The 25,526-nt window shown below is 70.3% G+C and carries 24 protein-coding genes; 14 read left to right on the forward strand and 10 right to left on the reverse strand.

Annotated features, from left to right (window positions below; all coding sequences use genetic code 11):
• Positions 1 to 169: 169 nt before the first annotated feature.
• Both ACQP1K_RS16235 and ACQP1K_RS16240 read right to left on the reverse strand, forming a co-directional pair.
• On the reverse strand, positions 170 to 2,314 hold the full coding sequence (locus tag ACQP1K_RS16235; RefSeq protein WP_433496548.1) for a DUF6351 family protein: 2,145 nt from the start codon (positions 2,312 to 2,314) through the stop codon (positions 170 to 172).
• 96 nt (positions 2,315 to 2,410) lie between these two features.
• Positions 2,411 to 2,575, reverse strand: coding sequence for a hypothetical protein (locus tag ACQP1K_RS16240; RefSeq protein ID WP_433496549.1), 165 nt, complete (start codon positions 2,573 to 2,575; stop codon positions 2,411 to 2,413).
• Between the two features lie 166 nt (positions 2,576 to 2,741).
• Between ACQP1K_RS16240 and ACQP1K_RS16245 the strand changes: the two genes are divergently transcribed.
• From ACQP1K_RS16245 to ACQP1K_RS16270, 6 genes are all read left to right on the forward strand, one after another.
• Entirely contained in the window at positions 2,742 to 3,734 is a 993-nt protein-coding gene (locus tag ACQP1K_RS16245) for an ABC transporter substrate-binding protein (RefSeq protein WP_433496550.1), read from the forward strand.
• Positions 3,735 to 3,812: 78 nt separating this feature from the next.
• On the forward strand, positions 3,813 to 4,613 hold the full coding sequence (locus tag ACQP1K_RS16250) for an ABC transporter permease (protein ID WP_433496551.1): 801 nt from the start codon (positions 3,813 to 3,815) through the stop codon (positions 4,611 to 4,613).
• Entirely contained in the window at positions 4,610 to 5,434 is an 825-nt protein-coding gene (locus tag ACQP1K_RS16255; protein ID WP_433496552.1) for an ABC transporter permease, read from the forward strand. The genes ACQP1K_RS16250 and ACQP1K_RS16255 overlap by 4 nt, the downstream gene beginning before the upstream one ends.
• Positions 5,427 to 6,239 carry an ABC transporter ATP-binding protein gene (locus ACQP1K_RS16260; protein WP_433496553.1) on the forward strand — a complete coding sequence of 271 codons (813 nt, stop codon included), beginning with the start codon at positions 5,427 to 5,429 and terminating at the stop codon, positions 6,237 to 6,239. The genes ACQP1K_RS16255 and ACQP1K_RS16260 overlap by 8 nt, the downstream gene beginning before the upstream one ends.
• Before the next feature lie 35 nt (positions 6,240 to 6,274).
• Positions 6,275 to 7,162, forward strand: coding sequence for a PaaX family transcriptional regulator (locus tag ACQP1K_RS16265; protein ID WP_433496554.1), 888 nt, complete (start codon positions 6,275 to 6,277; stop codon positions 7,160 to 7,162).
• 51 nt (positions 7,163 to 7,213) lie between these two features.
• A complete protein-coding gene (locus ACQP1K_RS16270) occupies positions 7,214 to 7,678 on the forward strand; it encodes a MarR family winged helix-turn-helix transcriptional regulator (protein ID WP_433496555.1) in 465 nt (154 codons plus the stop codon).
• A gap of 18 nt (positions 7,679 to 7,696) precedes the next feature.
• Here the strand turns inward: ACQP1K_RS16270 and ACQP1K_RS16275 are convergent, their stop codons facing one another.
• Entirely contained in the window at positions 7,697 to 8,551 is an 855-nt protein-coding gene (locus ACQP1K_RS16275) for a PaaX family transcriptional regulator (RefSeq protein ID WP_433496556.1), read from the reverse strand.
• 106 nt (positions 8,552 to 8,657) lie between these two features.
• Here ACQP1K_RS16275 and ACQP1K_RS16280 point away from each other — a divergent pair, with 106 nt between their 5' ends.
• From ACQP1K_RS16280 to ACQP1K_RS16290, 3 genes are all read left to right on the forward strand, one after another.
• On the forward strand, positions 8,658 to 9,578 hold the full coding sequence (locus tag ACQP1K_RS16280; protein WP_433496557.1) for an SDR family oxidoreductase: 921 nt from the start codon (positions 8,658 to 8,660) through the stop codon (positions 9,576 to 9,578).
• 39 nt (positions 9,579 to 9,617) lie between these two features.
• Positions 9,618 to 10,076 carry a MaoC family dehydratase gene (locus tag ACQP1K_RS16285; protein ID WP_433496558.1) on the forward strand — a complete coding sequence of 153 codons (459 nt, stop codon included), beginning with the start codon at positions 9,618 to 9,620 and terminating at the stop codon, positions 10,074 to 10,076.
• Between the two features lie 185 nt (positions 10,077 to 10,261).
• Entirely contained in the window at positions 10,262 to 11,791 is a 1,530-nt protein-coding gene (locus tag ACQP1K_RS16290; RefSeq protein ID WP_433496559.1) for an acyl-CoA synthetase, read from the forward strand.
• Between the two features lie 7 nt (positions 11,792 to 11,798).
• On the opposite strand, the gene ACQP1K_RS16295 is transcribed toward ACQP1K_RS16290, so the two are convergent.
• A complete protein-coding gene (locus tag ACQP1K_RS16295; RefSeq protein WP_433496560.1) occupies positions 11,799 to 12,671 on the reverse strand; it encodes an amidohydrolase family protein in 873 nt (290 codons plus the stop codon).
• A 256-nt stretch (positions 12,672 to 12,927) separates the two neighbouring features.
• Between ACQP1K_RS16295 and ACQP1K_RS16300 the strand changes: the two genes are divergently transcribed.
• The 4 genes from ACQP1K_RS16300 to ACQP1K_RS16315 all read left to right on the forward strand — a co-directional run bounded on the left by ACQP1K_RS16300 (position 12,928) and on the right by ACQP1K_RS16315 (position 16,280).
• On the forward strand, positions 12,928 to 14,043 hold the full coding sequence (locus tag ACQP1K_RS16300; protein WP_433496561.1) for a Rieske 2Fe-2S domain-containing protein: 1,116 nt from the start codon (positions 12,928 to 12,930) through the stop codon (positions 14,041 to 14,043).
• A complete protein-coding gene (locus ACQP1K_RS16305) occupies positions 14,040 to 14,270 on the forward strand; it encodes a hypothetical protein (protein WP_433496562.1) in 231 nt (76 codons plus the stop codon). The genes ACQP1K_RS16300 and ACQP1K_RS16305 overlap by 4 nt, the downstream gene beginning before the upstream one ends.
• A gap of 10 nt (positions 14,271 to 14,280) precedes the next feature.
• The gene (locus tag ACQP1K_RS16310; RefSeq protein WP_433496563.1) at positions 14,281 to 15,270 is read left to right on the forward strand and encodes a PDR/VanB family oxidoreductase; all 990 of its coding nucleotides are present in this window, start codon (positions 14,281 to 14,283) and stop codon (positions 15,268 to 15,270) included.
• A gap of 134 nt (positions 15,271 to 15,404) precedes the next feature.
• Positions 15,405 to 16,280 (forward strand): IclR family transcriptional regulator, encoded by an 876-nt coding sequence (locus ACQP1K_RS16315; RefSeq protein WP_433496564.1) that lies wholly within the window; start codon positions 15,405 to 15,407, stop codon positions 16,278 to 16,280.
• Between the two features lie 26 nt (positions 16,281 to 16,306).
• On the opposite strand, the gene ACQP1K_RS16320 is transcribed toward ACQP1K_RS16315, so the two are convergent.
• Positions 16,307 to 17,392 (reverse strand): LacI family DNA-binding transcriptional regulator, encoded by a 1,086-nt coding sequence (locus tag ACQP1K_RS16320; RefSeq protein WP_433496565.1) that lies wholly within the window; start codon positions 17,390 to 17,392, stop codon positions 16,307 to 16,309.
• Between the two features lie 186 nt (positions 17,393 to 17,578).
• On the reverse strand, positions 17,579 to 19,912 hold the full coding sequence (locus ACQP1K_RS16325) for a cellulose binding domain-containing protein (protein ID WP_433496566.1): 2,334 nt from the start codon (positions 19,910 to 19,912) through the stop codon (positions 17,579 to 17,581).
• Between the two features lie 731 nt (positions 19,913 to 20,643).
• Here ACQP1K_RS16325 and ACQP1K_RS16330 point away from each other — a divergent pair.
• Positions 20,644 to 21,678, forward strand: a complete 1,035-nt coding sequence (locus ACQP1K_RS16330) for a LacI family DNA-binding transcriptional regulator (protein WP_433496567.1) — start codon at positions 20,644 to 20,646, stop codon at positions 21,676 to 21,678.
• 16 nt (positions 21,679 to 21,694) lie between these two features.
• Here ACQP1K_RS16330 and ACQP1K_RS16335 read toward each other — a convergent pair whose 3' ends face one another.
• The 4 genes from ACQP1K_RS16335 to larB all read right to left on the reverse strand — a co-directional run bounded on the left by ACQP1K_RS16335 (position 21,695) and on the right by larB (position 25,517).
• Entirely contained in the window at positions 21,695 to 22,531 is an 837-nt protein-coding gene (locus ACQP1K_RS16335) for an SAM-dependent methyltransferase (RefSeq protein ID WP_433496568.1), read from the reverse strand.
• Between the two features lie 333 nt (positions 22,532 to 22,864).
• Entirely contained in the window at positions 22,865 to 23,740 is an 876-nt protein-coding gene (locus ACQP1K_RS16340; RefSeq protein WP_433496569.1) for an amidohydrolase family protein, read from the reverse strand.
• The gene (larC, locus tag ACQP1K_RS16345) at positions 23,737 to 24,855 is read right to left on the reverse strand and encodes a nickel pincer cofactor biosynthesis protein LarC (RefSeq protein ID WP_433496570.1); all 1,119 of its coding nucleotides are present in this window, start codon (positions 24,853 to 24,855) and stop codon (positions 23,737 to 23,739) included. Before larC ends, ACQP1K_RS16340 begins: the two co-directional genes overlap by 4 nt.
• A complete protein-coding gene (gene larB / locus ACQP1K_RS16350) occupies positions 24,852 to 25,517 on the reverse strand; it encodes a nickel pincer cofactor biosynthesis protein LarB (protein ID WP_433496571.1) in 666 nt (221 codons plus the stop codon). Before larB ends, larC begins: the two co-directional genes overlap by 4 nt.
• Between the last annotated feature and the right edge of the window lie 9 nt (positions 25,518 to 25,526).

Here is a 25,526-nt window from a genome sequence, read left to right on the forward strand (position 1 = left end):
TACTCGCTCACCTCGCGGTCGACCACACCGCTCCGGGCTTCCGCGGATGGTCACGAGCGTGAGCGAAACGGCCCGGCGGAGTCATATGCCTCCGCCGGGCCTTCATCTGTCCGTCCCGGTCCTTCCTATCCGGGTCCGCCGTGATCGGCCTCCGGAGAGGAACGCACCATCACGTCTGCTGGAAACGGATCCAGGTGGACGAGATCGGCACCTGTCCGACGCCGGGCTGCGACCAGTCGCAGACGCCGCCGGGGAAGACCGCCTGCAGGCGCTGCCACTGCTCGTCGGTGAACGTCACCGGGTAGGCGGCACGGTCGAGCGGCTGCAGCCGGCACTTGAGCACGTCGGAGCTGGTCGGCCCGCCGGCGACCACCCGTGGGTTGCGGTGGTACGGGTAGAGCTCGTTGCACCGCGCGGCCGGGTCGAGCGTCAGCTCCTCCACGATCCGCTCCCCGTCGGGGGCGATGCAGCCGTCGGCCAGTCCGTCCGGCCTGGACAGCCGGGTCAGCTCGGCGTCGTCCAGGTTCGGACGGGTCGCCGCCAAGGCGGCACGGGCCGTCAGCCACGCGTCCATGTCCCTCAGCGCCTGCAGCTGGGCCGCGTTGGCGGCGGCACCCGGCGATGTGGTGACGCTGATGTGGTTGTCGGCGTTGCCGTTGGCCTTCACGATGCGCTCCCGCATGGTCCACGACCGGAACCGGTCATGGAAGTCGCCACCGGGGTCGGTGTAACCGCGGGTCTCGATGATCGGCGTCCAGCGCAGACCGCCGTCGAACTGGTTGACGCGGCCGGTCGAGTACGCCACCTCGATCGCGTCGACGTTCGCCGAGGTGCGGTGCGGCGTACGGTTGCCCTCGACGTCCAGGCCGCCGATGCGCTCGTTGAGCGTGACGAACTGCTCGGGGCTGATGACGCCCTCCTTGAGCGTCCCCAGTCCGTACTGCACGCCGACCGTGTCGGGGATGATCGGGCGGCCGAAGCCGGTCGTCTCGTCGACGCCGTACACGTTGGAGATGAAGTCGGCCATGGCGCAGCGGATGCCGTCCGGGTTGTCGACCGGGTGGTAGCGGAGGGCAGCCGGGACATGGTTCGGGCAGGTGGCCGGCCAGTCGACGCTGTCGAAGAACTGGTAGCCGCCGCAGGTGTTCGGGCTGCCGAAGCCGGTCACGGCGGTGCGCTGAGCGGTCGAGAGTCCCGCGGCGCCGGCCGCCTGACTGATGAATCGGCACTCGTGCCCGCTGACCGTCGTCGAACGTTCGTCGGGGTAGCCGATCTGGCCGATGACGCCGTCGATGATGCCGGGGTAGCCGTTGGCGATCAGCAACTGCTGCATGGTGCCGGCCGAGCCGCCCCAGCCCATGGTGAAGTCGGGCACGCCGTACGTCTCGCTGAAGTGTTCCTTGACCATCATGGCGGTCTCGGCCGAGGTGACGTCGTTGCAGTTGTTGGCGAACACGTTGAATGTCGAGCTCGCGACGGCGTAGCCGCGGCTCAGCAGCGTGTCGTCCATCACCCCGCCGGTGCTCGTGGCCTGGGTGTATCCGATGCCGCAGGCGCCGCCGAAGGTGTACACCAGCCGGTTGTTCCAGCCGGCGGTCGCCGTCCAGGGGTCGGGCACCGGGGTGCCCGGCTCGTGGAGCATCGCGATCTCGTAAACCGCCCGGTTGATGGTGCCGCGCTCGACGCGCACGATGTACGGGACGGTTTCACCGCTCGTGGTGGTGGTAGTGGCGAGGTTGCCCGGCAGCGGACCGTCGGGCAGATCGGCGAAGCCGCCGGTGGTGGTCCGGTACCGGTAGGTCACCTGCGGTTTCGCCACATGGCAGTCCTCGTCGACCGGCCCCAGGTTCCATGGGCTGCCCGACGCGGTGCAGAAGAGCTTGATGTGCGGTCCGGAGAACACCGGACCCGCTGCGGGGTGGTTGACCAGGGGCAGGGTGGCGTTGGGCCGGCCCTTCCCCTGTCCGTTGGAGCGGACCTCGAGCATGTTGTCGCCCGGGGCCAGCTCGTCCACGAGGCCGAGCAATGTCCGGCCGTCCTCGACCGGGCGGAACCGGGCGGTGACATCGCGGCCGTCGACGTTGATCCGCACCTGGTGCGGCGGGACGTTGCGCGGTACGGCGACGCGCACCAGCGCGTCACCACCGCTGACCATGTCCGACCTGCCGGACACGACGTCCACGTCGAAGGTCTTCTGCGGGGGCGCGGCCGATGAGGCGGGGGTGGCCGAAGCGATCGTGGGCGTCATGGCCGCGATACAGCCGATGACCGCGGTGATCGCGACCTTTAGGCGACGGTGATTCTTCTGCGGCATTGCACTGGAGTTCCCTCCTGCTCGACATCGTCGTCGAAGGACCGATGTCTCGATATCGCCGCCATGAGGCTGGCGTACGGCATTCGCATGATGAACTCAACTGTTGAGAGTGTCAAGCATCACACCGCCGTACCCGCACTCCACCGCCGCGCCGTGCCGGAGCCCCTCACGTCCGGCGGCCACGAGGAGCGCCCGCATCCGGCCCCGGCGGGTGCGGGCGGGTGCCGGCGGCACCCCGATCGACCTGCGAACGAGCGTCATTCAACTTATTCATGACGGGCGTCTAGATTTCCTTGACATTTCAGATGCGTTGGCCGACCATGGCCAACACGAAGCGCGCCGCCACCCACACGGCGAGGACGCGCCCAGTAGATCCGAGGCATCCGCCGCATTGACATCAACTCCCCCCTCCAGGAAGGCCTCGTCAATGAAGAGAATCGCCGTCGCCCTCGGGGTGATCGTGAGCACCGTGATCGCGCTCGCCGGATGCACGAACTCCGATGCGTCCCCGTCCGGTCAGGCCTCCCCCGGCCAGGCCTCCTCCGGCGAGCTTCGCCAGGTCCGCGTCGCCGCCCTGCCCATCACCGAGACCGCCGCGCTGTGGGGCGGCATCAAGGCGGGCATATTCGAAAAGCACGGGCTCAAGGTCGAGGTGCTGCCCGCGCAGGGCGGCGCACAGGCCATTCCCGCCCTCATCAACGGCGACATCGACTTCGCCATCGGTCAGCCGTTCGGTCCGTTCCGTGCCGACCTGCAGGACCTCGGCGTCGTGATGATCGGCAACTACGCGTCGTCCTACGCGGAGGGCGACGACATCAACGCCGTCGTGGCGTCGGCGAAGTCCGGCATTCGCCGGCCCGCCGACCTCGCCGGGCACAAGGTGTCGGTCAACAGCCTGGGCGCGGCCGGCGATGTGACGATCATGGCCGCGGTCGAGAAGGACGGCGGCGACCCGTCCAAGGTCGAGTTCGTCGAGGTCGCCTTCCCCGATGTGCCGGCGCAGCTCGAGGCCGGCAACATCGATGCGGCCTGGGTGCCGGAGCCGTTCGTCACCCAGCTGCGCGACCGCGGCGACACCTTCATCGTCGCGCCGTACCAGGCGGTCGTCCCCGGCCTCACCACACTCACGACGATCATGACGAAGGCTCGCATGGACTCCGACTCCGACCTGGTCGCGAACTTCTCCGCGGCCATGAAGGAGACACTCCAGTGGGCGCAGGACCCCGCCGGTGAGAAGGACGTCCGTCAGGCCATCAAGGACAACCTCAAGCTTCCCGAGGCGGTCGCCGACTCGGTGAAGCTCCCGATCTTCAGTTGGGAGCTCGACCGCGCGAGTCAGGAGAAGCTCGCCGAGCTCGCCGTGAAGTACGGCGTCCTGACCAAGCTGCCCGACTTCGACCGCCTCATCCAGCAGCAGTAGCCAGCAGCGTGCTCACGCCCTCCCTCCCTCGGCTCGAGAACGGGAGGGCGTGCCGCCGCAGACCGACCACGGAGTGATATGCCCGTCCGACCCAGCCGACGCCTGCGTTCGCTGCGCAAGGTACTGCTCGGCGTCACCGGCCTTGTGGGATTTCTCGTCGTCTGGCAGCTGATCCCCACCCTGGGGCTGATCAGCCCGGAATACCTGCCGTACGTCACGGACGTCGCCGTGCGGCTGGTCGACGAGCTCCGCGACCTCGCGTTCTGGCGCAGGCTGGGGCTCACCATGACAGCGTGGGCGATCGGTCTCACGGTGGCGACGCTCGCGGCGGTCGTGCTGGGGACGATCGTGGGCCTGGTCCCCTTCCTGCGTCGCGCGACGCACACGACGGTCGAGTTCCTGCGGCCGATCCCGTCGGTCGCCCTCATCCCGCTCGCCGTGCTGATGTTCGGCATCCAGATGCAGTCCGCGCTCGTCATCATCGTCTACGCGGCGTTCTGGCAGGTGTTCGTGCAGGTCATCTACGGCGTCGCCGACGTCGACGCCGTCGCGCGCGACACCGCGAGAAGCTTCGGCCTCACGCGCGGGGAGCGGCTGTCACATCTCGTGCTACCGACCGCGCTCCCCTACCTCATGACCGGTCTGCGGCTCGCCGCGGCGGTCGCACTCATCCTCGCCATCACCGCCGAGATGGTGATCGGCAACCTCGGGCTCGGGCGCATGATCGAACTTTCCCGCTCCGCCGGGGACGCGGTCGGCATGTACGCCCTCGTCGTGGTCACCGGAATGCTCGGGCTGCTCGTCAACCTCGTCTTCCGCCTCATCGAGCGCCGTTCGCTGGGCTGGCATCAGTCCGTGCGAGGGGAGGAGGTCTCTTGACCACGCATACCCGGCCGATCGCCCTCAGGTCACGGAGCAGCCGGGCGTGGCGGCACGTCGTCTCGAGCCTCCTGCACGCCCTCGGCCTGCCGTTCCTGCTGCTGAGCGCCTGGGGGCTGTGGTCGACGTTCTCGGCCAACCGGTTCTTCCCCAGTCCGCTGACGATCCTCGGGGCCCTGGCCGACACGTGGATCGGCCCCGCGTTCGTCGAGGACGTGCTGCCGAGCCTGTACCGGCTGGCCATCGGCATCATCGTGTCGGTCGTCGCCGGCATCGCGGCGGGCACCGTCATCGGGCTTTTCCGCTGGCTGCGTGAGCTCCTCGAGCCGCTGCTGGAGTTCTTCCGCGCGATCCCGCCGCCGGTGCTGATCCCGATCGGGATGCTCCTGCTCGGCATCACCGACACGATGAAGGTCGTCGTCATCGTCTCCGGCGCCGTCTGGCCGATCCTGCTGAACACGATCGAGGGCGTCCGGGCGACCGACAGCGTCATGACGGAGACCGCGACCTCGTTCCAGATCACCTGGTGGGAGCGGCTGTGGTTCCTCGTCCTACCGGCCGCCAGCCCGCGCATCATGGCGGGTGTGCGGCAGGGGCTCTCGGTCGCGCTGATCCTGATGGTCATCTCGGAGATGTTCGGGTCGTCCTCCGGGCTCGGCTATCGGATCGCCTACTTCCAGCGGAACTATCTCATCGCCGAGATGTGGAGCGGCATCCTCCTCCTCGGCCTCGTCGGCATCTTGCTCGCCACGATCTTCGGGCTTGTCGAGCGGCGCGTCCTGCGCTGGTATCACGGAATCAGGGAGGTCGAACGTGCCTGATCGCAGCACCCTTCTGCGGGTCGAGCATCTGCGGAAGGTCTACGAGACGGGGTCGGGCGGCGTCGAGGCGATCGGAGACATCAGCTTCACGATGAACACCGGCGAGCTCGTGTGCATCGTCGGACCGTCGGGATGCGGCAAGACCACGCTCCTGAAGTGCATCGCGGGCCTGCTCCCGCCCACGAGCGGTCTCGTCGAGATGGACGGGGCGCCGGTGACGGGCCCGACCCCCGCCATGGCCCTCGTGTTCCAGGAGTACGGCCGCAGCCTCTATCCGTGGCTGACGGTGCGCGGGAACGTGGACCTCCCGCTGCGGCACAAGAAGCTGTCCCGGGCCGAGCGCGACAAGCTCGTCGCCGACGCCCTCGAGGCGGTGGGGCTCCAGCACGCGGCGCGCAGCCACCCCTGGCAGCTGTCGGGCGGAATGCAGCAGCGCGTGGCGATCGCGCGCGCCATCGCCTACCAACCCGACGTGCTGATCATGGACGAGCCGTTCGCGGCCGTCGACGCGCAGACCCGCGCCGACCTGGAGGATCTCGTGCGCGAGCTGCACGCGACACGCGGGATTTCGATTCTCTTCGTGACGCACGATATAGACGAATCGGTGTACCTGGGGGAACGCGTGATAGTACTGTCAAGGTCGCCGACGTGGGTGCAGGAGGACCTCACGATCGATCTCGGGCCGGAGCGCGATCAGGTCACGACCCGGGCCCTGCCCCGCTTCACGGAACTGCGGACCCACGTCTATGAGCAGATCCAGCGCGCCAAGCGCGGGGAGGCCCTGGCGCCGCGCCTGACGCGGTGACCGCCCAGTCACGGACTCGCCGGGAGGGGAGGGCTGTGCGCAGTCGCCAGCCGAAGCAGTTACTGCTCGCGTTCTTCGGCGAGCACGTCGTCGATGACTTCGCCGGGCCGATCCGCGCGAGCGTGCTGATCGGCGTTCTCGAAGGCGCGGGCGTCGCCGCCCCGGCGACCCGGGCGACCCTCGACCGCCTGGTGAACAGCGGCATCCTCGAGCGCAGCAGGAAAGGCAGGGAGATCCTGTTCTCGCTGACCGAGCACGGGTCGGCGGTGCTGCGCGAGGCGAAGGGCCGCGTCCGCGGCCCGCGGCCCTTCGATCCGCAGGGAGAGGGGTGGACGCTCGTCACGTTCTCGATCCCGGAGGACCAGCGGACGATCCGCCACAGGCTGCGATCGACGCTCACGTGGGAGGGCTTCGCACCCATTCGCGACGGGCTGTGGCTCGCGCCCGGCGAGGTCGACCTCGTCGCCTCGGTCGAGCCGCTGTGGCGGGACCTGCCCTCCGGTGCCGTCCTCGCCTTCCACGCGCACGAGCTCACCGGGTTCCCGATCGGCGAAAGCGTACGCGCGGCCTGGGACATCGAGGCGATAAGGCGGGAACATCTCGCCTTCATCGAGGTCTGGGGCGACCCGGCCGCCGCGACCATCGCGCCGAGCGCCCTGACCGTACGGACGATGCTCGTGGCGGATTGGCTCGCGCTCCTGCGTGCCGACCCGAGGCTGCCGCGCGAGTTCATGGACGCGGAGTGGCCGGCCCCGCGATCGTGCGAGGTCTACTGGCGGGTACGCGACGAGCTGGCCGAGGCGTCCGCGGTCGAATTCGCCGCGCTCGTCTCGGCCGGCACCGCGTCCAAACGCCGAAGCGCCCCGTCCGGCCAGACTCTCTCGTCTTCCCGGAAGCGGTCCACGCCGGCCCACCCCGGGTAAATCCGTTGACAATGTCAATTATGGAACTTGCGTCTTGGTATGATCGTCGTCATGTCCGCTGCTGGGAAGGCGCAGCCGGCCGGGGCCGACCGACTGCGGGACGGCGCACTCGCCGAGGATCTGGGCTTTCTCCTCGCCCGTGCCAACTCCATCGCGCTCGCCGCGGCGAACGCCGCCCTCGCCGAACACGGGCTCAAGGCACGGTCGTACTCCGTCCTCGCCCTGGCGGCCGAGCACTCCCCGTCACAGCGGGAACTCGCCGAGTTCCTCCGGCTTGATCCGAGCCAGATCGTCGCCCTCGTCGACAAGCTGGAGAAGCGACGGCTCGTCGAACGGCACACCCACCCTGCCGATCGGCGCGCGAACATCGTCGTCGCGACCGACGCGGGCCGGGCCCTCTTCGACCGTGCGCGGGAGTCGGCGCGTGCGGTGGAACTGAGCCTGCAGGCCCGCGTGACGCCCGAGGACCACGATCGGCTCGCCCGGCTGCTGCGGATGCTGGCGTTCCCCGCCTGACATCGGCGCCGGCCGAGCCTAACGGGCGAGCTCGTCGAAGACCCTGTCGGCCAGGGTCCTGGCACCCGGCGCGTAGACGCCGGCGAGCGTACGGAACACCTGCTCGGCTCGGATCGCCGGCCATTCGGGAGGCAGGTGCACGGCGGGCAGGTGCGGATCCCGGCGGATGAGCCGGAGCCAGTCGGTGTGCAGGAGCAGCTGGCGGGCGAGGTCGTCGGTCACCTCGGGCAGCGGATGCCGGGTGTCCCAGCGATCGAGGAAGGCCCGGTAGCGCCGGGCGATCCGCTCTGTGTCGAAGGCCTTGCGCACGAGGCCGGCGGACTCGGTGGGCTCGAGCGCGCGTGCCCGCAGCACGGTGACGTGGTCCCTCAGGTCGAGATCGCCCAGCTCGAGCGGGGCGAGCACGGCCCCCACGTCCTTGGTGCCGGGAGCGATCCACAGCCCGCTCTGCAGCAGGCCGAACCCGGCCCAGACCAGCCGGGAGCGCAGATCGTGGCGGATGCTCCGCCGGCTGTCGGGCAGGGAGAACCCGACCAGGGTCCAGGTGCCGTCCCAGTCGCGGTTGACCGCGCCGGTCTCCCAGATCCGCCGGCGCCCGTCCTCGAGCACCTCCGCCGCGTGCGGCATGAGCCCGAAGTACATCTTCCGTCCCCGTCGATGCCGGGTGAGCAGGTTGCGCTTGACCATGCGGGCCAGTGTCGAGCGCACCGCCTCCTCGGAGACGTCCAGCCGGGCGAACACGTCGATGATGCTGCCGGAGTAGACGGCGATGTCACGCCCGAGCAGGTAGATGCCGAGGAAGCTGAGCATCAGGGACTGCGGGCGCGCGGACGACTCCGCGCCGGCCTGGCCGTCCCCTTCGGTGAGCGCCACGGGAAGAGGGTATTCCGGTCCCAGATGTTCGGCAAAAATTTGACGAGCGTTACAGAACTGTCCTAGTTTTACCATGGTGCGTTTCGTACATCGAAGGGTGAAGTTCATGGATCTGTCCGGCAAGGTGGCCGTCGTCACCGGTGCGGGCCGCGGTCTGGGCCGCGCGTATGCCGAGGCGCTCGCCGCGGCCGGGGCGGCGGTGGTCGTCAACGACGTGAACGCCGAAGCGGCCGCACAGGTCGCCCAGGCCATCACCGGCGACGGCGGAAGGGCCATCGACGTCGCCGTCCCGGTCGGATCGGCGGAGGCGGCCGATCGGCTGGTCGCCGCCGCCGTCGAGGAGTTCGGCCGTCTGGACGTGCTGGTCACCAACGCGGGCATCCTGCGCGACCGGGTGCTGTGGAAGATGTCGGACGACGACTTCGACGCGGTGATCGAGGTGCACCTGCGCGGCACCTTCACCTGCGCCCGGGCGGCCGCCGTCCGGATGCGCGAGCAGGGCACCGGCGGCCGGCTGATCCTCGTCTCCTCACCCGCCGGTCAGCGCGGGAACTTCGGTCAGACCAACTACGCGGCCGCCAAGGCGGGAATCGTCGCCATGGCCCGCACCTGGGCGATGGAGCTGGCCAGGGCCGGCGTCACCGTCAACGCCGTGGTCCCGGTGGCTGCCACGGAGATGACCAAGACCATTCCCGCCTTCGCGCCGATCATCGAGGAGGCCGAGCGGACCGGCCGGCCGTTCCCCGGCTGGCTGCGCAGGGACGAGGGCATGGGCACGGTCGAGGACGTCGCCTCGCTCATCGTCTTCCTCGCCTCGGACGCGTCGGCGGACGTGACCGGTCAGGCGATCGGCATCGGCGGCGACCGGCTCGCGCTGTGGTCCCACCCCGCGGAGAAGGCCGTCGCGTTCGCCGACGGAGGGTGGACGGCCGAGGCCATCGCCGCCTCCTGGAAGTCCGGCGTCGGCGCCGAGCCGGAGACGTACGGGATCCCCGCGCCGGCGGCGCCCGAGACCGCGGGGGCGTGAGCGGCACCGATGGGAGAGACGAAGAGAGGAACTCCGGCCATGACGACCAGGGCGAACGGGCTCGACGAGATCAAGGCGCTGGCCGGCCGTGACCTCGGCGGCACCGGCTGGCTGGAGATCACCCAGGAGAGGGTGAACACCTTCGCCGACGCCACCGACGACCACCAGTGGATCCACGTCGACCCCGACCGGGCGAAGGACGGGCCCTTCGGCGCCGCGATCGCCCATGGATACCTGACGCTGTCCCTGATCATCCCGCTCTTCAACGAACTGCTCGACATCCAGGGCGTGCGCATGAGCATCAACTACGGCCTGGACAAGGTCCGCTTCCCCGCTCCCGTCCGGGTCGGCGGCAGGATCCGCCTGGCCGGCAGGGTCGCCTCGGTCGACGAGGTCGCCGGGAACGGCGTGCAGATGCTGCTCGACTTCACCGTCGAGATCGAGGGCGCGGACAAGCCCGCCTGCGTCGCCCGGGCGATCTACCGCCACTACGCATGAGCCGACGTTCGGCAGGATATTGACGGTCATAAAGATCATGCATAACCTCACCGGCGAGGGAGCGGGGTCCCGGCCCGTTCCCCGATGAGGAGTCGTGTTCGCACTGACCACACCCCCGACCAGGTCGGGCTCCGCCCCGCGGCGCCGAGGGCCCACCCCCCCTTCATGACAGGAGTCAGCGCACGATGCCGAACGCAGGATTGGGAGGCTGGCCGGCCCGCCGGGCCCAGATGACACCGAACCGCACCGCGTTCGTCTTCGCGGACCGGAAGGTCACCTACGCGGAGGTCTACGAGCGTACGACCAGGCTGGCCTCGCGGCTGCGTGAGGCCGGGGTGAAGGCCGGCGACCGCGTCGCCTACCTCGGCCGCAACCACATCGCCTTCGCCGAGGCGATGTTCGCCACGCACATGCTCGGCGGGATCTTCGTGCCGCTGAACTTCCGCCTGGCCGCGCCGGAGATCGGCTACATGCTGGAGCACTCGGGCCCCGTGGTCCTGATCTACGCGCCCGAGTGCGCCGAGGTGGTCCACGCCGTGCCGCGGGTCCCGGAGCTGCGGGAGGTCGTCGCGCTGGAGTCGCCGGCGCCCGGAGAGCGGCATTTCGCGACCTGGCTCTCCCGGGGCGATGTCACGCCCATCGACGTGCCCGTGGCACTGGACGACCCCGCGCTCATCCTCTACACCTCGGGCACGACCGGGCGCCCCAAGGGCGCCGTGCTCACCCACGCCAACCTGGTGTGGAACTGCTTCAACATCATGATCGGCGTCGATGTCGCCAGCGACGAGGTGACGCTGATCAGCGCCCCGCTCTTCCACGTCGCGGCCCTCGACCAGACCCTGCTGCCGACCTTCCTCAAGGGCGGCTGCTCGGTGATCACACCGTCCTGGAACGTCGACGAGTGTTACGACCTCATCGAGAAGTACGGCATCACCTGGATGTTCGGGGTCACCACGATGTTCGCCGCGTTCGCCCAGTCACCGCGATGGGCCGGCGCGGACCTGTCCTCGTTGCGCAACCTCATGTCCGGGGGCGCGTCGATCCCGGCCGCGCTGATCCGCACCTACCAGGAGCGCGGCCTGGTCTTCTGCCAGGGCTACGGGCTCACCGAGACCGCGCCGGGGGCGACCTTCCTCGAGGCGAGCGAGAGCGAGAGAAAGGTGGGCTCGGCCGGCGTGCCGGTGTTCTTCGCCGACGTGCGGGTGGTCCGGCCCGATCTCACCGACGCGGCGGCCGGAGAGCCCGGCGAGGTGCTCGTTCACGGGCCGAACGTGACCCCGGGATACTGGCGCGACCCGGAGGCGACGGCCGCCGCTTTCTCCGACGGCGGCTGGTTCCACTCCGGCGACATCGGCATGCTGGACGACGAGGGACATCTGTACATCGTCGACCGGGCCAAGGACATGTACATCTCGGGCGGGGAGAACGTCTATCCGGCCGAGGTCGAGGCCGTGATCTTCGAGCATCCGGCGGTCGCCGAGACCGCCGTGGTGGGAGTGCCCGACGCGGAGTGGGGCGAGGTCGGCCGCGCGTTCGTCGTCCCCCGCCCCGGCGCCGGCGTGACCGGCGACGATCTGCGGGAATTCCTCCGCCGGCGCCTGGCCAAGTACAAGATCCCGGTCTATTTCGAGTTCATGGACGATCTGCCGAAGACGGGTTCCGGGAAGATCCGCAAACCCGCGCTACGCGATCTCCCCCTGCGGAACGGCCGATGACGGCTCCCTACCCGGCGCCGAGCCCGAGCAGGCGTACGGCGTTGTCCTTCAAGATCTTCGGTCGTACCTCCGGCTTGATGTCGAGCCCGGCGAAGTCCGAGAGCCACCGGTCGGGCGTGATCACCGGGTAGTCGGACCCGAACAGCACCTTGTCCTTCAGCAGCGTGTTCGCGTACCGCACCAGTTGCGGCGGGAAGTACTTCGGCGACCACCCCGACAGGTCGATGTGGACGTACGGCTTGTGCGTGGCGACCGCCAGCGCCTCGTCCTGCCAGGGGAACGACGGGTGGGCCAAAATGATCCGCAGCTCGGGGAAGTCCACCGCCACGTCATCGACCAGCATCGGGTTTCCGTACTTGAGCCGGATGCCGCCTCCTCCCGGCACCCCGGCGCCGATCCCGGTCTGGCCGGTGTGGAACAGCGCGACGGCGCCCAGCTCCTCGATTGCCGCGTACAACGGGTACGCCATCGGATCGTTGGGCGCGACGCCCTGGATGCTCGGGTGGAACTTGAACCCGCGCACGCCGTACTCCTCGACGAGCCGGCGGGCCTCGCGGGCTCCGGCCCTGCCCTTCCAGGGATCGACGCTGGCGAACGGGATCAGCACGTCGGCGTGCTCGGCGCAGCTCTCCGCGACCTCCTCGTTGGAGATGCGCCGATGCCCCGTGGCGTGCTCGGCGTCGACGGTGAACACCACCGCCGCCATCTTCCGCTCGCGGTAGTAGGCGGCCGTCTCCGCGATGGTCGGCTGCCGGTGCCCGTGCGCCTTGAAGTACTCCTCGGAGGCTCCGAACAGCTCCGGGCTGAGCGAGCCATGCCCGTCCTTGGAGACCTCGGCATGGGTGTGCACGTCGATCGCGACCAGGTCAGCGACGTTCATGACCGGCACCCCTCGTCACGCAGAACCATGAAGTCCACCTCTCATGCGCCAAGCAGAACGGTCCCAAACTATGGCACTTTCTGAACGTTCGTCAAAGTTTTGCCGAATGTCCACCATCCGACCGGTGCCGCCGGCGGCCCGGCGAAGGTGATATCCGCCACAAAAGGCTTCCATCAGACGGAAGTCGGGTTCCTTTCCCGTGACCGAATGAAGACCCTCATGACAACCACGCAAACCGAGCACATGGGGCAGGGTCGTGAGCTTTCCCGTCGAATTCGCCAGAAACCAGTGGTACGTCGCCGCGTACGGCAGCGAGATCACCCGTGATCTCTTCCCCCGTACCATCCTCGGGGAGGCCCTGGTCTTCTACCGGACGCGTGCCGGTCAGGTCATCGCGCTGTCGGACCGCTGCGTGCACCGCCGGTTCCCGCTGTCGGAGAGCAACCTCGACGGCGACAACATCGTCTGCGGCTATCACGGGTTCACCTACGACCCGACCGGAACCTGCGTGGCCGTACCGGGCCAGAAACGGATCCCGCGCACGGCCCGCGTGCCCGCGTACCAGGTGGTGGAGCAGGACTCGTTCGTATGGGTGTGGATCGGCGAGCCGGAGAAGGCCGACCCCGCCCTCATCCCCCGCGCGCCCTGGCTCAGCGACCCGGGCTACACCACGGTGTACGGCATGGAGCCGCTGCGTGCGCCGTACGGGCTCCTCGTGGACAACCTGCTCGACCTGTCGCACGAGACCTATCTGCACGGCGGCTACATCGGCACCCCGGAGGTCGCCGCCACGCCGATCCGCACCACGGTCGACGAGGAGCGGCAGATCGTCTACGTCAGCAGGCACATGGACGACGCCGCCTGCCCGCCGTTCTACTCCGAGTCGACCGGCATCACCGGCCGGATCGTGCGCTGGCAGGACATCGAGTTCCACCCGCCGTGTCTCTACCTGCTGCACAGCAGGGTGGCCCCGGTGGGCGTGCTCCCCCGGGAGGACGGCACCGACCCGGACGGCTTCCACGTCGAGGTCGTGTACGCGATCACCCCGGAGACCGAGAACTCCACGCACGACTTCTGGGCCGTCGCCCGTGACTTCGCCCTCGACGACACCCGGGTGTCCGACTTCCTCCGCGAGAGCAACAGGACCGTGGTGCTCCAGGACGTCGTCGCGCTGAACAAGCTCGCCGAGGTGCTCGCCACGGAGCGCGACCGCTACCAGGAGCTCAGCATCAACATCGACACCGGCGGTCTCGCCGCGCGGCGGCTCATCGAGGCCCAGATCGCGCAGGCCGGAGGAGCACAGGCCGGAGGAGCACAGGGCGGAGGAGTGCGGGCCGGGCAGGGCCGGGCACCCGTCGGGGGCCGGTCGTGACCGGCCTCCGAGACCGGCCGGATTCCGGCACGATCTTCACGATCGACTGGGAACCCGGCTCGGACACGTTGATCGGGCTGTGCCACTGCGGCGCCCGCCGACACGCGGAGGACCCGATCGAGCTGTGGGCCTGGCTGCTGCGGCACCCGGTGGGCCACGAGTCCCGGTCAGCACCGCCCGGGGATCGTTCCGGCGCCCCCGCCTCCGGTCTCGTGCCGGCCCGTTAGGCCGGTCGTCGTGACGACACGGTCCACCCCGCACGCCACGGACGGCGGGGGCGTGCCCGAACCCGAATTCACCGCCGTGGTGCGGGAGAAGACGATCCTCGCCGAGGGCGTGGCCGGCCTCGCCCTCGCCCGGATGGACGGAATCCCGCTCCCGCCCTGGCGGCCGGGGGCGCACATCGATCTCGTCCTGTCCGACGGGCTGGTCCGGCAGTACTCACTCTGCGGCGATCCCGCGGACGGCGACACGTACCGCATCGCCGTACTGCGCGAGCAGGAGGGAAGGGGAGGGTCGGCCCACGTGCACGACGCGGTCGCCGTCGGCGACCCGATCCGGGTACGCGGCCCGCGCAACCACTTCGAGTTCAGGCCCGCGCCCTCCTACCTCTTCGTGGCCGGCGGGATCGGCATCACGCCGCTGGTTCCGATGATCGCGGAGGCGGAGGCCGGGGGCGCCGAATGGCGGCTGCTGTACGGCGGCAGGTCGCACCGGTCGATGGCGTTCCTGGAGACCCTCAGACGGTACGGCGACCGCGTGCTGATCCGCCCCCAGGACGTCCACGGGCTGCTCGATCTCCCGGAGTTCCTCGGCAGCCCGGTCGACGGCACCCTCGTCTACGGCTGCGGCCCTGAACCGCTTCTCGAGGCGATGGAGGAGGCATGCGCCGCCTGGCCGTACGGCACCCTGCGGGTGGAGCGGTTCACACCCGGACAGCCGGTTCACACCGACGATGACACGGGATTCGAGGTGGTACTCGCGCGGTCCGGTGTCACCCTCACGGTGGGTCCGGCGCTGACCATCCTCGAGTGCGTCGAAGCGGCCGGCGTCCCGGTGCTCTCCTCCTGCCGGGAGGGCACCTGCGGCACCTGCGAGACCGAGATCATCGAGGGTACGCCGGACCACCGCGACTCGGTGCTGACCGAGCAGGACCGGGCGTCCGGGGAGGTCATGATGATCTGCGTCTCACGCTGCCGCGGCGAGCGGCTCGTGCTCGACCTCTGAGGGGATGGGCAATCACCGCGGGCGTCGCTACGCTGCTCTCAGCGTGAAGCCGAGCCGAAGCCCACTCCGCTGGGCTTCCCGATCGCGCGGATCGAGTCGGACGATCGCCTGATCATGATCGTGAGGAGGGCGGTGTGGCGACGCTTCCCACCGGCGGCGCCGACGGCGACCGCGTGACGGGCCGGGCGGGCAGACGACGCACCGTGGGTTCGCGGCTGCTCGCCCTGCTCGACGTCTTCACAGCGGACCAGCCGCAGCTGATGCTGTCGGAGATCAGCAGATTGGCGGGCGTCCCCCTCAGCACGGCCCACCGGCTGGTCGGCGAGCTGACGGCCTGGGGCGCCCTCGAGCGCGGCGTGGACGGGAAGTATCGGATCGGGCTGAAGCTGTGGGAGCTCGGCTCTCTCGCGCCCCAGGGCCTTCCGCTGCGCGAAATCGCCCTTCCCCTGATGGAGGACCTGTACGAGGCGACTCACGAGAACGTCCAGCTCTCGGTGCGCGAGGGCAGCAGTGTGATCTTCGTCGAGAGGCTGGCCGGCCGCGGCGCCGTACCCGTCCTGACCCGTGTGGGCGGGCGCTTCGCCACACACGCGACGGGGGGCGGCCTGGTCCTGCTGGCGCATGCTCCCGTCGAAATCCAGGAGCAGGTGCTCGCCGGGCCGCTCCAGCGGTTCACCCCGATGACGATCACCGACTCGGCCGAGCTCCGCCGGGTCCTGGCCGAGATCCGACTGAAGGGCTACGCGCTGAGCGACCGCCAGGTGACCGAGGACGCGTTCTCGGTGGCGGCCCCGGTGCGCGGCAAGAAGGACGAGGTCGTCGCCGCACTGTCTCTCGTGGTCGCCTACGACAACGCCGTGCCCGCCCATCTCGTGCCGCTGGTCCTGTCCACCGCCCGGAGCATCTCGCGCCTACTCGGCGCCCCGGGCTCGCAGCGCTCGAAAGACGTCCGCCACATGGGGAACAGGACAGGCGTTGACGAGCGGAGAAGGCCGGCGGCGCGGAGGTAGCGCCGTCCACCCGGACCCGCGTCCGTTCAGGGCAGGCTCGGTCCTTCCCGCCGCCCTCCCCCGCCCCGCCCGGCCCGGCGGCCGGGCTCCGGCGTGCGCCGGTGGTCGCTGGAGGTCCGTACCACCAGCTCGGGCTGGAAGACGACGTGCCGATGAACGTGCTCGTCGCCCTCGATCGGCTCCTTCAAAAGCAGCTCCGCCGCCGTCCGGCCGAGCCGGGCACGGGGCTGGCGCACGGAACTCAGCGGCACCGCCGCGGCGGCGGCGAAGTCGATGTCGTCGTAGCCCACCAGAGCGATGTCCCCGGGCACCCGGACGCCGTGCGCGGTGAGACCCTGCAGCACGCCGAGCGCCAGCAGGTCGTTGGCGCAGAAGACCGCCGTGGGACGCTCGCGCGGGGGAAGGGCCGCGATGTCGTCGGCGGCCCGCCGGCCCGCCGCGACCGACAGGGTCGCCGTCTCGTACGTCTCCAGCCGTGCGTGCGGGGCCCGTTCCGCCAGTGCGGCGATCGCACCGGCACGCCGGTCGGCCACCTGCCGGATCGAAAACGGCCCGCCGACGTACCCGATCCGCTCATGGCCGCTGTCGGCGAGATGCCCGGCCGCCAGACGGCCGCCGGCGACGTCGTCGACCGCGACGGAACAGCGGCTCGGGTGGCCGGAACCGCGGTCGACCAGCACGACGGGGATGCCGTGCGCCACGAACGCGTCGAGGCGCCGGTGCCTGCCGTCGGACACCGGAGTGATGAGCAGCCCCTGGACCCGCTGTTCTTCGAGCATGTCGAGATGACGGTGTTCCCGTCGCGCGTCCTCGCCACTGTTGCAGACCACCAGCATCCCGCCGGCGCTCTCGACGACCGCCTCCGCACCGCGGATCACGTCGGTGAAGAAGGGATTGGAGACGTCCAGGACCACGATGGCGATGGTCCGGCTGCGGCCGGCGCGCAGTTGCCTGGCGGAGTCGTTGCGCACATAGCCCAGCTTGTCGATCGCGTCGAGCACCCGCCGGCGGGTGCCGGGCGAGACGACGCCGGGCCGGTTGAGCACGTTGCTGACCGTGCCGAGTGACACACCCGCGTACCGCGCCACTTGCTTGATGTCGGCGGATGCCATGTCCCCCCCGGCCCGAGGCGTCGGTCTGTGTCTGTGGAAGGTCGCCTGTGGAAGGTCGCCGGGTGATCCGGCGCTCAGATACGTGAAGCCGTTCATCGATCACCCGGGCACGCGCGGCGTACGCGCCCCGGCCCGGATGGGGCGTGCCCTCCGCCACGGGGTGCGCGGCGGAGGGCACGGTCCGTCTCAGGGGAGGTAGACCCTGGGCTGGGGCGGGGTGGGCATGCCGTCGCCGATGAAGAAGCTCGGGTGGGGCGGCTGGTTGTAGGCGGTGTTCTGCCAGGCCAGGGCGACCCGATACTGCGGATCGTGCAGCAGCGTGTGGATCTTGACGCTGGTGACGTGGGGCGTGGAGTAGATCCGCAGGGCACGGTCGTCGCTGGTGGGCCAGATGACCTCCTCGCGCCAGTCGCCCAGGATGTCTCCCGACAGCGACGGGGTGGACTTGGTGCCGTTGTTGGAGTGCACGTCGGAGCCGGTCAGCAGCCGGCTGTCGCCGCCGGTGCCGTACTTGTCGATGTGCGTGCCGTCCAGCAGCTCACGGACCGGGTCGCCGTCCCACCAGGCCAGGAAGTTCGTCGAGGACGGCTTGCGGCCCAGCGTGGCGCCGCTCGGGCTGCGCAGCGAGCCGTCGCGGGCCGACCAGGACTCGGCCCCAGGGCTGCCGGCCCAGATGTCGCCGGAGACGCCGCGGCCGTTGTCGCCGCCGGAGGCGGTGGACCACAGCACCTGCCCGGTGCGTGCGTCGGCGAAGTAGGAGCCGGGCTTGCTGGCATCCTCGTCGACCTTGAAGACCTCCAGCCCGGGACGGCCGGGGTCGAGGTCGCCCACGTGCATGGCGTCGCCGTGCCCGTTGCGGGTGTTCCACAGCGGAGAGCCGTTGTCGTTGATCGCCATCGCGCCGAAGACGATCTCATCGCGGCCGTCGCCGTCGACGTCGGCCACCGACAGGTTGTGGTTGCCCTGCCCGGTGTACTGGCTGCCCGCGCTGTTGGAGTCGAAGGTCCAGCGCTTGGTCAACCGCCCGTCGCGGAAGTCCCAGGCCGCGATGACGGTGCGGGTGTAGTACCCACGCGACATGATCAGGCTGGGCCGCCGCCCGTCGAGGTAGGCGGTGGCCGCCAGGAAGCGGTCGACCCGGTTGCCGTAGTTGTCGCCCCAGGAGGAGACGGTGCCGCGTGGCGGGTCGTAGTCGACCGTGGACATCGCCGCGCCGGTCTGCCCGTTGAACATGGTCAGGTACTCGGGCCCGGACAGGATGTAGCCGCTGGAGTTGCGGTAGTCGGCGCCCGCGTTGCCGATCGTGGTGCCGCGCCCGTCGACGGTGCCGTCGGCGGTCTTCATGGCCACCTCGGCCCTGCCGTCACCGTCGTAGTCGTACACCTGGAACTGGGTGTAGTGCGCCCCGGCGCGGATGTTGCGGCCCAGGTTGATGCGCCACAGCCGGGTGCCGTCGAGCCTGATGCCGTCGACGTAGACCGGGTCGGTCACCCCCGACTGGGAGTTGTCCTTGGCGTTGGCCGGATCCCACTTGAGCACGATGTCGAGCCGTCCGTCGCCGTCCAGGTCGCCCACGCTGGCGTCGTTGGCGCTGTAGCCGCTGCCGGGCGGGCTGATCGGCACGTCCAGATAGCCGTTGCCGAACCGCAGCGAGGCCTCCGACGCGGGGCCCTCACCGCCGCCTTCGACCGGCCGCACCGTGTACGAGGCGTCCGCCGAGGCGCCCGAGTCCAGGTAGTTGGTCGAGTTCGTCACCGTGGCGATCCGGGTGCCGCCCCGGTAGACGTTGAACGACGTGTCGCGCGACTCCGTGCCCAGCAGCCGCCACGACACCAGGTTGCCGCTCCCCGAGCGGACGCTGATCAGTCCCCGGTTCAGTTTCTCCATCTGCTTGGCGTCGCTCGGCGTCGGAGTCGGCGTCGGCGTCGGCGTCGGCGTCGGCGTCGGCGTCGGCGTAGGCGTCGGCGTCGGCGTAGGCGTAGGCGTCGGCGTGGGCGTAGGCGTCGGAGTCGGCGTAGGCGTCGGAGTCGGCGTAGGCGTCGGAGTCGGCGTAGGCGTCGGAGTCGGCGTAGGCGTCGGAGTCGGCGTCGGCGTGGAGGTTCCGCCGTCGCAGACCGTCCCGTTGAGCGCGAAGGACGTCGGCGCCGGGTTGGTGCCGTTCCAGGAGGCGTTGAACCCGAAGCCGGCGTCGCCGCCCGGGGGAATGGCCGCGTTGTAGCCCGCGTCGGTCACGGTGACGTCGGCGCCGCTTTGGCTGTGCGTCCCGTTCCACAGCTGGGTGATCTGCTGACCTGCGCCGAAGGACCAGGTCAGCCGCCAGCCGTTCACCGCGTCGCCGAGATTGTGGATGGTCACGTTGACGCCGAAGCCGCCCGGCCACTGATTGGTTATCTCATAGCCGACCCGGCACGCCACCGCCGCCGACGCGGGCGACTGCACGACGACTCCTCCCAGGATCACCGCGGACACCGCGCCGCCGATCAGCCCGCGGCTCCGCACTAATCGTGTGAAACGTTTCATTGACACGCCCCAATCAGATGTGGGTTCCCACAGACCGCCGGGATCGCCTGGTTCAGAATCTCGATCCTCGCGCCGCGGGTCGGACACCGCATGAGCGATGGTCATATCGCTGCTGCGAGAGTGGTTCTGACGGTAAAAATCGCGACTCGTCCCGTCAACCGCGCCACGACTGGGAGGAGAATGTCAGGGCTGACCTGTTCAGCGAACGCGCAGTTCAGGTGGGTCGCAATCGCAACTTGCGCGAACAATGCCCGGATGAAAATTTCACCTCGCACACGCCTGTGAAACTTTTTGGAAATCAGAGAAAGTTTTTTCGGCCGATCGGCACGCCGGCGATATGTCAATGGGTTTCGCGGCGATATTCCCGGCCCCGGTCGCGGCGGGCGGCCGGCCCTTTCTCCGGTCGGCGTGAATGGTCGCGGCCACGGGCGAGGTGCGGCGTACCGCCGACGACTCCGGCTCCGCCGGGGAGTCGGCGTCCGGCGCGCCGGACGGTGCCGCATCGCCCGGGACGCCGAGACGCCGATCGCCCGGTACGGCGGCACGCCGAAGTGGGACGACCGCGGAGATCATGGCATGGAGGGCGCCGGCCGAGCGGAAGGGAACCCGGCATCTTCCGAAAGTTTTCGGCCCCAATGGACGGACCCACACGGGTTTTCTCCGATTCTCGACCCGTGTTGTCCGAAACATTTAGGGCCTCGCCGCGGCGATTCGCCGTTAGACTGCGCCCTGTGACCGTTTTCGACGAGTCGGCCGCATCCGAGCCCGAACCGCTGACTCTCGCGCAGCTCGCCGAACTCGCGGGAGTGTCCACTGCGACGGTCTCGAAAGTGGTGAACGGCCGGTCCGCCGTGGCGCCGGAGACCCGCGCCATGGTCGAAGCCCTCATACGCAAGCACGGCTTCCGCAGGCAGCGGCGGCGCTCCAGCCCGGCCGCCGTGCTGGAGCTGGTGTTCCACGAGCTGGCGGGCGACTACCCGACGGAGATCGCCCGGGGGGTCGGGCAGGTCGTGCGCGAGCACCGCCTGGCCATGGCGATCTCCGAGCTGCAGGGCCGGCACACACCCGGCGGCGACTGGCTGGAGGACATGCTCAGCCGCCGCCCCACCGGCGTGATCGCGGTCTTCTCCAGCCTGACCGACGCCCAGCGTGAGTGGCTCTCCACCCGCAAGATCCCGCTCGTCCTGCTGGACCCGACCGGCGACCCCGGCCATCTGGTCCCCTCCGTGAGCGCCGGAAACTGGAACGGCGGCCTCACCGCCACCCGGCACCTGCTGGAGCTCGGGCACCGGCGGATCGCCATCATCACCGGGCCCTCCCACGCCCTGTCCAGCCGGGCCCGTCTCGACGGCTACCGCGCGGCGCTGGACACGGTGGGCGTGCCCGTCGACCCCGACCTGATCCGCCCGGGCGGCTACCGGATCGAGGACGGCCTGACGCACACCTACCGGCTGCTGCAGCTGCCCGACCCGCCCACCGCCGTCTTCGCCTCCAACGACGGCCAGGCCATCGGCGTCTACCAGGCGGCCTACCGTCTGGGGCTGCGCATCCCGCAGGACATCAGCGTCATCGGCTTCGACGACATGCCCCCGGTGCGCTGGGCCGTCCCGCCGCTGACCACGATCCGCCAGCCGCTGTCCGAGATGGCGGCGGCCGCGGCCAGGATGCTGGTGACGCTCGCCGCCGGCGAGCCCCTCCCCACCAACCGCCAGGAGTTCGCCACGACGCTCGTCATACGCGACAGCACGGCTCCGCCGACGCGATAGCTGACGGCCCTCCGGCTCAGGGCTTGATCGCGATCCCGCCGTACGCCCAGGCATGGCCGCCGCCCGGGATGTGTTCCCGGTGCCCGTCCTCGTCCGGCCGCCACTTCACCACTTCGACGACACCGGGATCGATCACGTCCCAGCCGTCGAAGAAGCGCAGCACGTCGGCGTGCGTACGGGGCACCATGGGCGCGGTGCTGTTGTCGTAGGGCTTGGTGAACTCGTCCTCCTCCACCTGGGGAGCGAAGTCGAGGGTGACATGCGACAGCAGCAGGTGGCTGCCGGCGGGAACCGCGGCCTTGAACCGCTCCACCGCCGCGTACGGATCCTCCTCGTCGGTGACGAAGTGCAGGACGCCCGCCAGGATGACGGCCACCGGACGCGTGAAGTCGAGGATGTCCCTGACCTGGGGGTGGGACAGGATCGCCTCCGGCTGCCGCAGGTCGGCCTCGATCACCGTGGTCGTCCCGGCGGCGCTGCCCTTCAGCAGGGCCCGGCCGTGGACCAGGACGATCGGGTCGTTGTCCACGTAGGCCACCCGCGCACCGGGATCGACCTCCTGCGCGATCTCGTGGGTGTTGCCCTGGGTGGGGATGCCGGTGCCGATGTCGAGGAACTGCGAGACGCCCGCCTCGGCGACGAGATGGCGCACCGCCCGGCGGAGGAAGGCGCGGTGGGCGCGTACCCCCTCACGTGTGCCGGGAGACACCTCGATCAGTTTCTCGGCCGCCTCGCGGTCGGCCGCGAAGTTGTCCTTGCCACCCAGCAGGTAGTCGTACACCCGGGCCGGGTGCGGCACAGCGGTGTTGATCCGCGCGGCCGCCTCGGCCCGAGCATCTGTCAGATCATCCACCGGCACTCCCGGTCACTTCTCGGCTTCATCGAATCGAATCTCCTCAGAACCTCGCGGGTGCTGACCCGCGGCGTCGGCCGAATCGGCTCCCCGGCAGCGGGCACACGCCGGAGGCCTGCCGCACCCCGCAGGAGTGGACCGGCTCGTGGCACCGCTTCCAGTTGTGGACCGGTCGGCGCGGGATAGCACTGATAGGCGATTCAAGCAGCTATTGCCGCGGTTTGCCGCGTATACACCGTTACGGGCCCTCACCCCGGCGGCGTCCTCCGGAGGCGGACGCGCGGCGTGCCCGCCCCCGGGCGGCCGACGCGGCCCCGGCCGGTCGGGCCCGACTCACCCCAGGCGATAGACCCTGGTCGCCGTTCCCCTGAAGATCTCGTCGCGCTCGGCGGCCGGCACCCCGGCGTCGGTGAGCAGTGCCAGCGCGGTCTCGGCCCAGTCGGGCAGGGATCCGGCGAGGAGGCAGACGGGCCAGTCGGACCCGAACATGAGGCGCGAGGGGCCGAACGCCTCGAGCGCGACGTCGACGTACGGTCGCAGCCGCGCCGCGTCCCAGTCGTGCCAGTCCGCCTCGGTGATCAGGCCGGAGATCTTGGCCGTCACGTTCTGTTCCGCGGCGAGCTCACGGATCAGACCGGCCCACGGTTCGAGTCGCCCGGACGCGACCGGCGGTTTGGCCAGATGGTCCAGGACGAAGGACAGCTCGGGCAGCGCGCGTACGGTCTCGATCGCGGCGGGCAGCTGATGGGGAGCGACGAGCAGGTCATAGGTGAGCCCGGCCGCAGCCACCTCCCGCAGCCCGCCGCGTACGTCGTCGCGCGCCAGCCAGCGCGGGTCGTCCTCGCCCTGGACCAGGTGGCGGATGCCGCGCAGCAGGTCTCCACCGGGTGAGGCGGCCAGCTCGGCGAGTTCGCCGGGCAGGCCGGGCCGGGTGAGGTCGGCCCAGCCCACGACCCCGGCGACGGTCTGCGATCGCGCCGCCAGCGCGAGGAACTCGCGCGTCTCCTGGGCGTCGGCCAGGACCTGCACGAGCACGGAACGGCCGATATCGGCTTCCGCCGCCGTGGAGGCGTAGTCGTCGAGGGTGAAGTCCCGGCGGACGGGGGCCATCGGAGGGGGGTCGAGCCAGCCCTGCGGCCGCCGGGCGAGCTCCCAGGTGTGATGGTGGGCGTCGATGCGGGTGCCCTTGGGCGCCCCTGTGGTCGTCACAGCGCGTCGTGAGCCTCTCGTGCGAGTTGCCTCAGTGGTCGTCCGGTGGCCTCGGCCAGCCTCACCAGGTCGTCGTGTTCGGGTTTGACCCCCCACGGCCCGTGCTTCATCCGCACGTCCCCGCCGTACAGCCGAACGGTCTCGAAGTGCCGGGGCAGCGCGACCTTCTCGACCGTGGTGCGCCGCAGTCCCAGGCTGCCCGTCTCGGCCAGGACGAGTCGCTGCAGGCCGTCGGCGAGCTCGACGGGCGCGAGCACGTGGAGGACGTGCGCCGGCCGGCCCTTCTTCATGACCGCGGGAGTGATCCACGCGTCCGCCGCGCCCGCGGCCAGCGCGCGCTCGACGACGTACCCGAGGACCTCACCGGTCACGTCGTCGAGGTTCGTCGACAGGACGACCTGCGAGACGGGCTCGGCCGCGGCCTCCCGCCCGAGCATCGCCACCGTCACGTTGGGCCGGTCGGGCAGCTCGCGGGTGCCGGCGCCGCACCCGGTGGCGTGCAGTTCCATCTCCGGCGCCGGGCCGTACACCGTGCCGGCGGCCCGGAGCAGCGCCGCCCCGGTCGGCGTGACCGCCTCCCCCGCCGCCCCGCTCCGCACCAGCGCGCCCTTCAGCAGTGCGAGCGTGGCGGGAGCCGGTACGGGAAGCACGCCATGGCGGGTACGCACCGTGCCGCCGCCCAGCGGTAGCGGCGCGCAGTGGACGCGCGTCACCCGCAGGTCGCGCAGGGCCGCAGCGCAGCCGACGATGTCGATCAGCGTGTCGTGCCCGCCGAGTTCGTGCAGGCGCACGTCTGCGGCGGGCACACCGTGCAGCGCGCCCTCGACCTCCGCGATCGCGGTCAGCGCCGCCTCGGCGACGGGCAGACCGGCCCGCGCCGCCATCGCGATCAGCTCGGCCGCTGCGCGTTCTGTGGCGTCGTCCTCGACGTCGATCCGGACACGTGTGGCGGTCAGCGCTCCGGTACGCACCCGCTCGGCGTCCAGTCTCCAGCCGGTCAGCCCGGTCAGGGCGACGGCCCGGCGCACCGCGTCGAGTGAGGCTCCAGCGTCGAGGAGGGCCCCGAGCAGCATGTCGCCGGCCAGCCCGGTGAACGGGTTCAGGAAGAGGATCACGTCGCACCTCTCGTGAGGCGGAAGGCCGCCATCGCGGCGCCGAACCCTGAGTCGATGTTGACCACAGTGATCCCCGCGGCGCATGAGGTTAGCATGGCGAGCAGGGCGGTCACGCCTTCGAGCGCGGCGCCGTAGCCGGTGGAGGTGGGCACCGCGATCACCGGTGTCTCGACCAGGCCGCCGATCACGCTCGCCAGCGCCCCTTCCATGCCGGCGATGACGATCACGCTGTCGGCCGCGCGCAGATCGTCGACGGCGGCGAGCACGCGGTGCAGCCCGGCCACTCCCACGTCCCTGATCAGCTTGGTCCGCAGGCCGAGCGCGCACGCGACGGCCGCGGCCTCGGCGGCCACCGGGCCGTCCGCCGTCCCCGCGGTGACCACGGCGACCGTGTGCTCGATCTGCCGCGCCTCGCGCCAGACCAGCAGCCGGGCGTCCCGGTCGTAACGGCCGCCGGCGACACGCCCGAGCACGGCCGTGGCGGCGTCGGGCTCGACCCGGGTCACCAGGACGGGCCCGGTGTTGCGGCCGAGCAGCACGGTGACGATTCCGACGATCTCGCTCGCCTGCTTGCCCGGGCCGTACACGATTTCCGGCAGCCCCTGCCGCGTCTCGCGGTCGAGGTCGATCCGCGCGTAACCGAGGTCGAACCCGCCGGTCACGTCACCTCC

It is taken from the genome of Sphaerimonospora sp. CA-214678 (assembly GCF_050942215.1).
GTDB lineage: Bacteria > Actinomycetota > Actinomycetes > Streptosporangiales > Streptosporangiaceae > Sphaerimonospora.

Coding starts and splice junctions, on each gene's coding strand:
- ACQP1K_RS16235 (WP_433496548.1), bottom strand. CDS start 2,314: ATGCCGCAGAAGAATCACCGTCGCCTAAAGGTCGCGATCACCGCGGTC.
- ACQP1K_RS16240 (WP_433496549.1), bottom strand. CDS start 2,575: ATGACGCTCGTTCGCAGGTCGATCGGGGTGCCGCCGGCACCCGCCCGC.
- ACQP1K_RS16245 (WP_433496550.1), top strand. CDS start 2,742: ATGAAGAGAATCGCCGTCGCCCTCGGGGTGATCGTGAGCACCGTGATC.
- ACQP1K_RS16250 (WP_433496551.1), top strand. CDS start 3,813: ATGCCCGTCCGACCCAGCCGACGCCTGCGTTCGCTGCGCAAGGTACTG.
- ACQP1K_RS16270 (WP_433496555.1), top strand. CDS start 7,214: ATGTCCGCTGCTGGGAAGGCGCAGCCGGCCGGGGCCGACCGACTGCGG.
- ACQP1K_RS16280 (WP_433496557.1), top strand. CDS start 8,658: ATGGATCTGTCCGGCAAGGTGGCCGTCGTCACCGGTGCGGGCCGCGGT.
- ACQP1K_RS16285 (WP_433496558.1), top strand. CDS start 9,618: ATGACGACCAGGGCGAACGGGCTCGACGAGATCAAGGCGCTGGCCGGC.
- ACQP1K_RS16290 (WP_433496559.1), top strand. CDS start 10,262: ATGCCGAACGCAGGATTGGGAGGCTGGCCGGCCCGCCGGGCCCAGATG.
- ACQP1K_RS16295 (WP_433496560.1), bottom strand. CDS start 12,671: ATGAACGTCGCTGACCTGGTCGCGATCGACGTGCACACCCATGCCGAG.
- ACQP1K_RS16320 (WP_433496565.1), bottom strand. CDS start 17,392: ATGGCATCCGCCGACATCAAGCAAGTGGCGCGGTACGCGGGTGTGTCA.
- ACQP1K_RS16325 (WP_433496566.1), bottom strand. CDS start 19,912: ATGAAACGTTTCACACGATTAGTGCGGAGCCGCGGGCTGATCGGCGGC.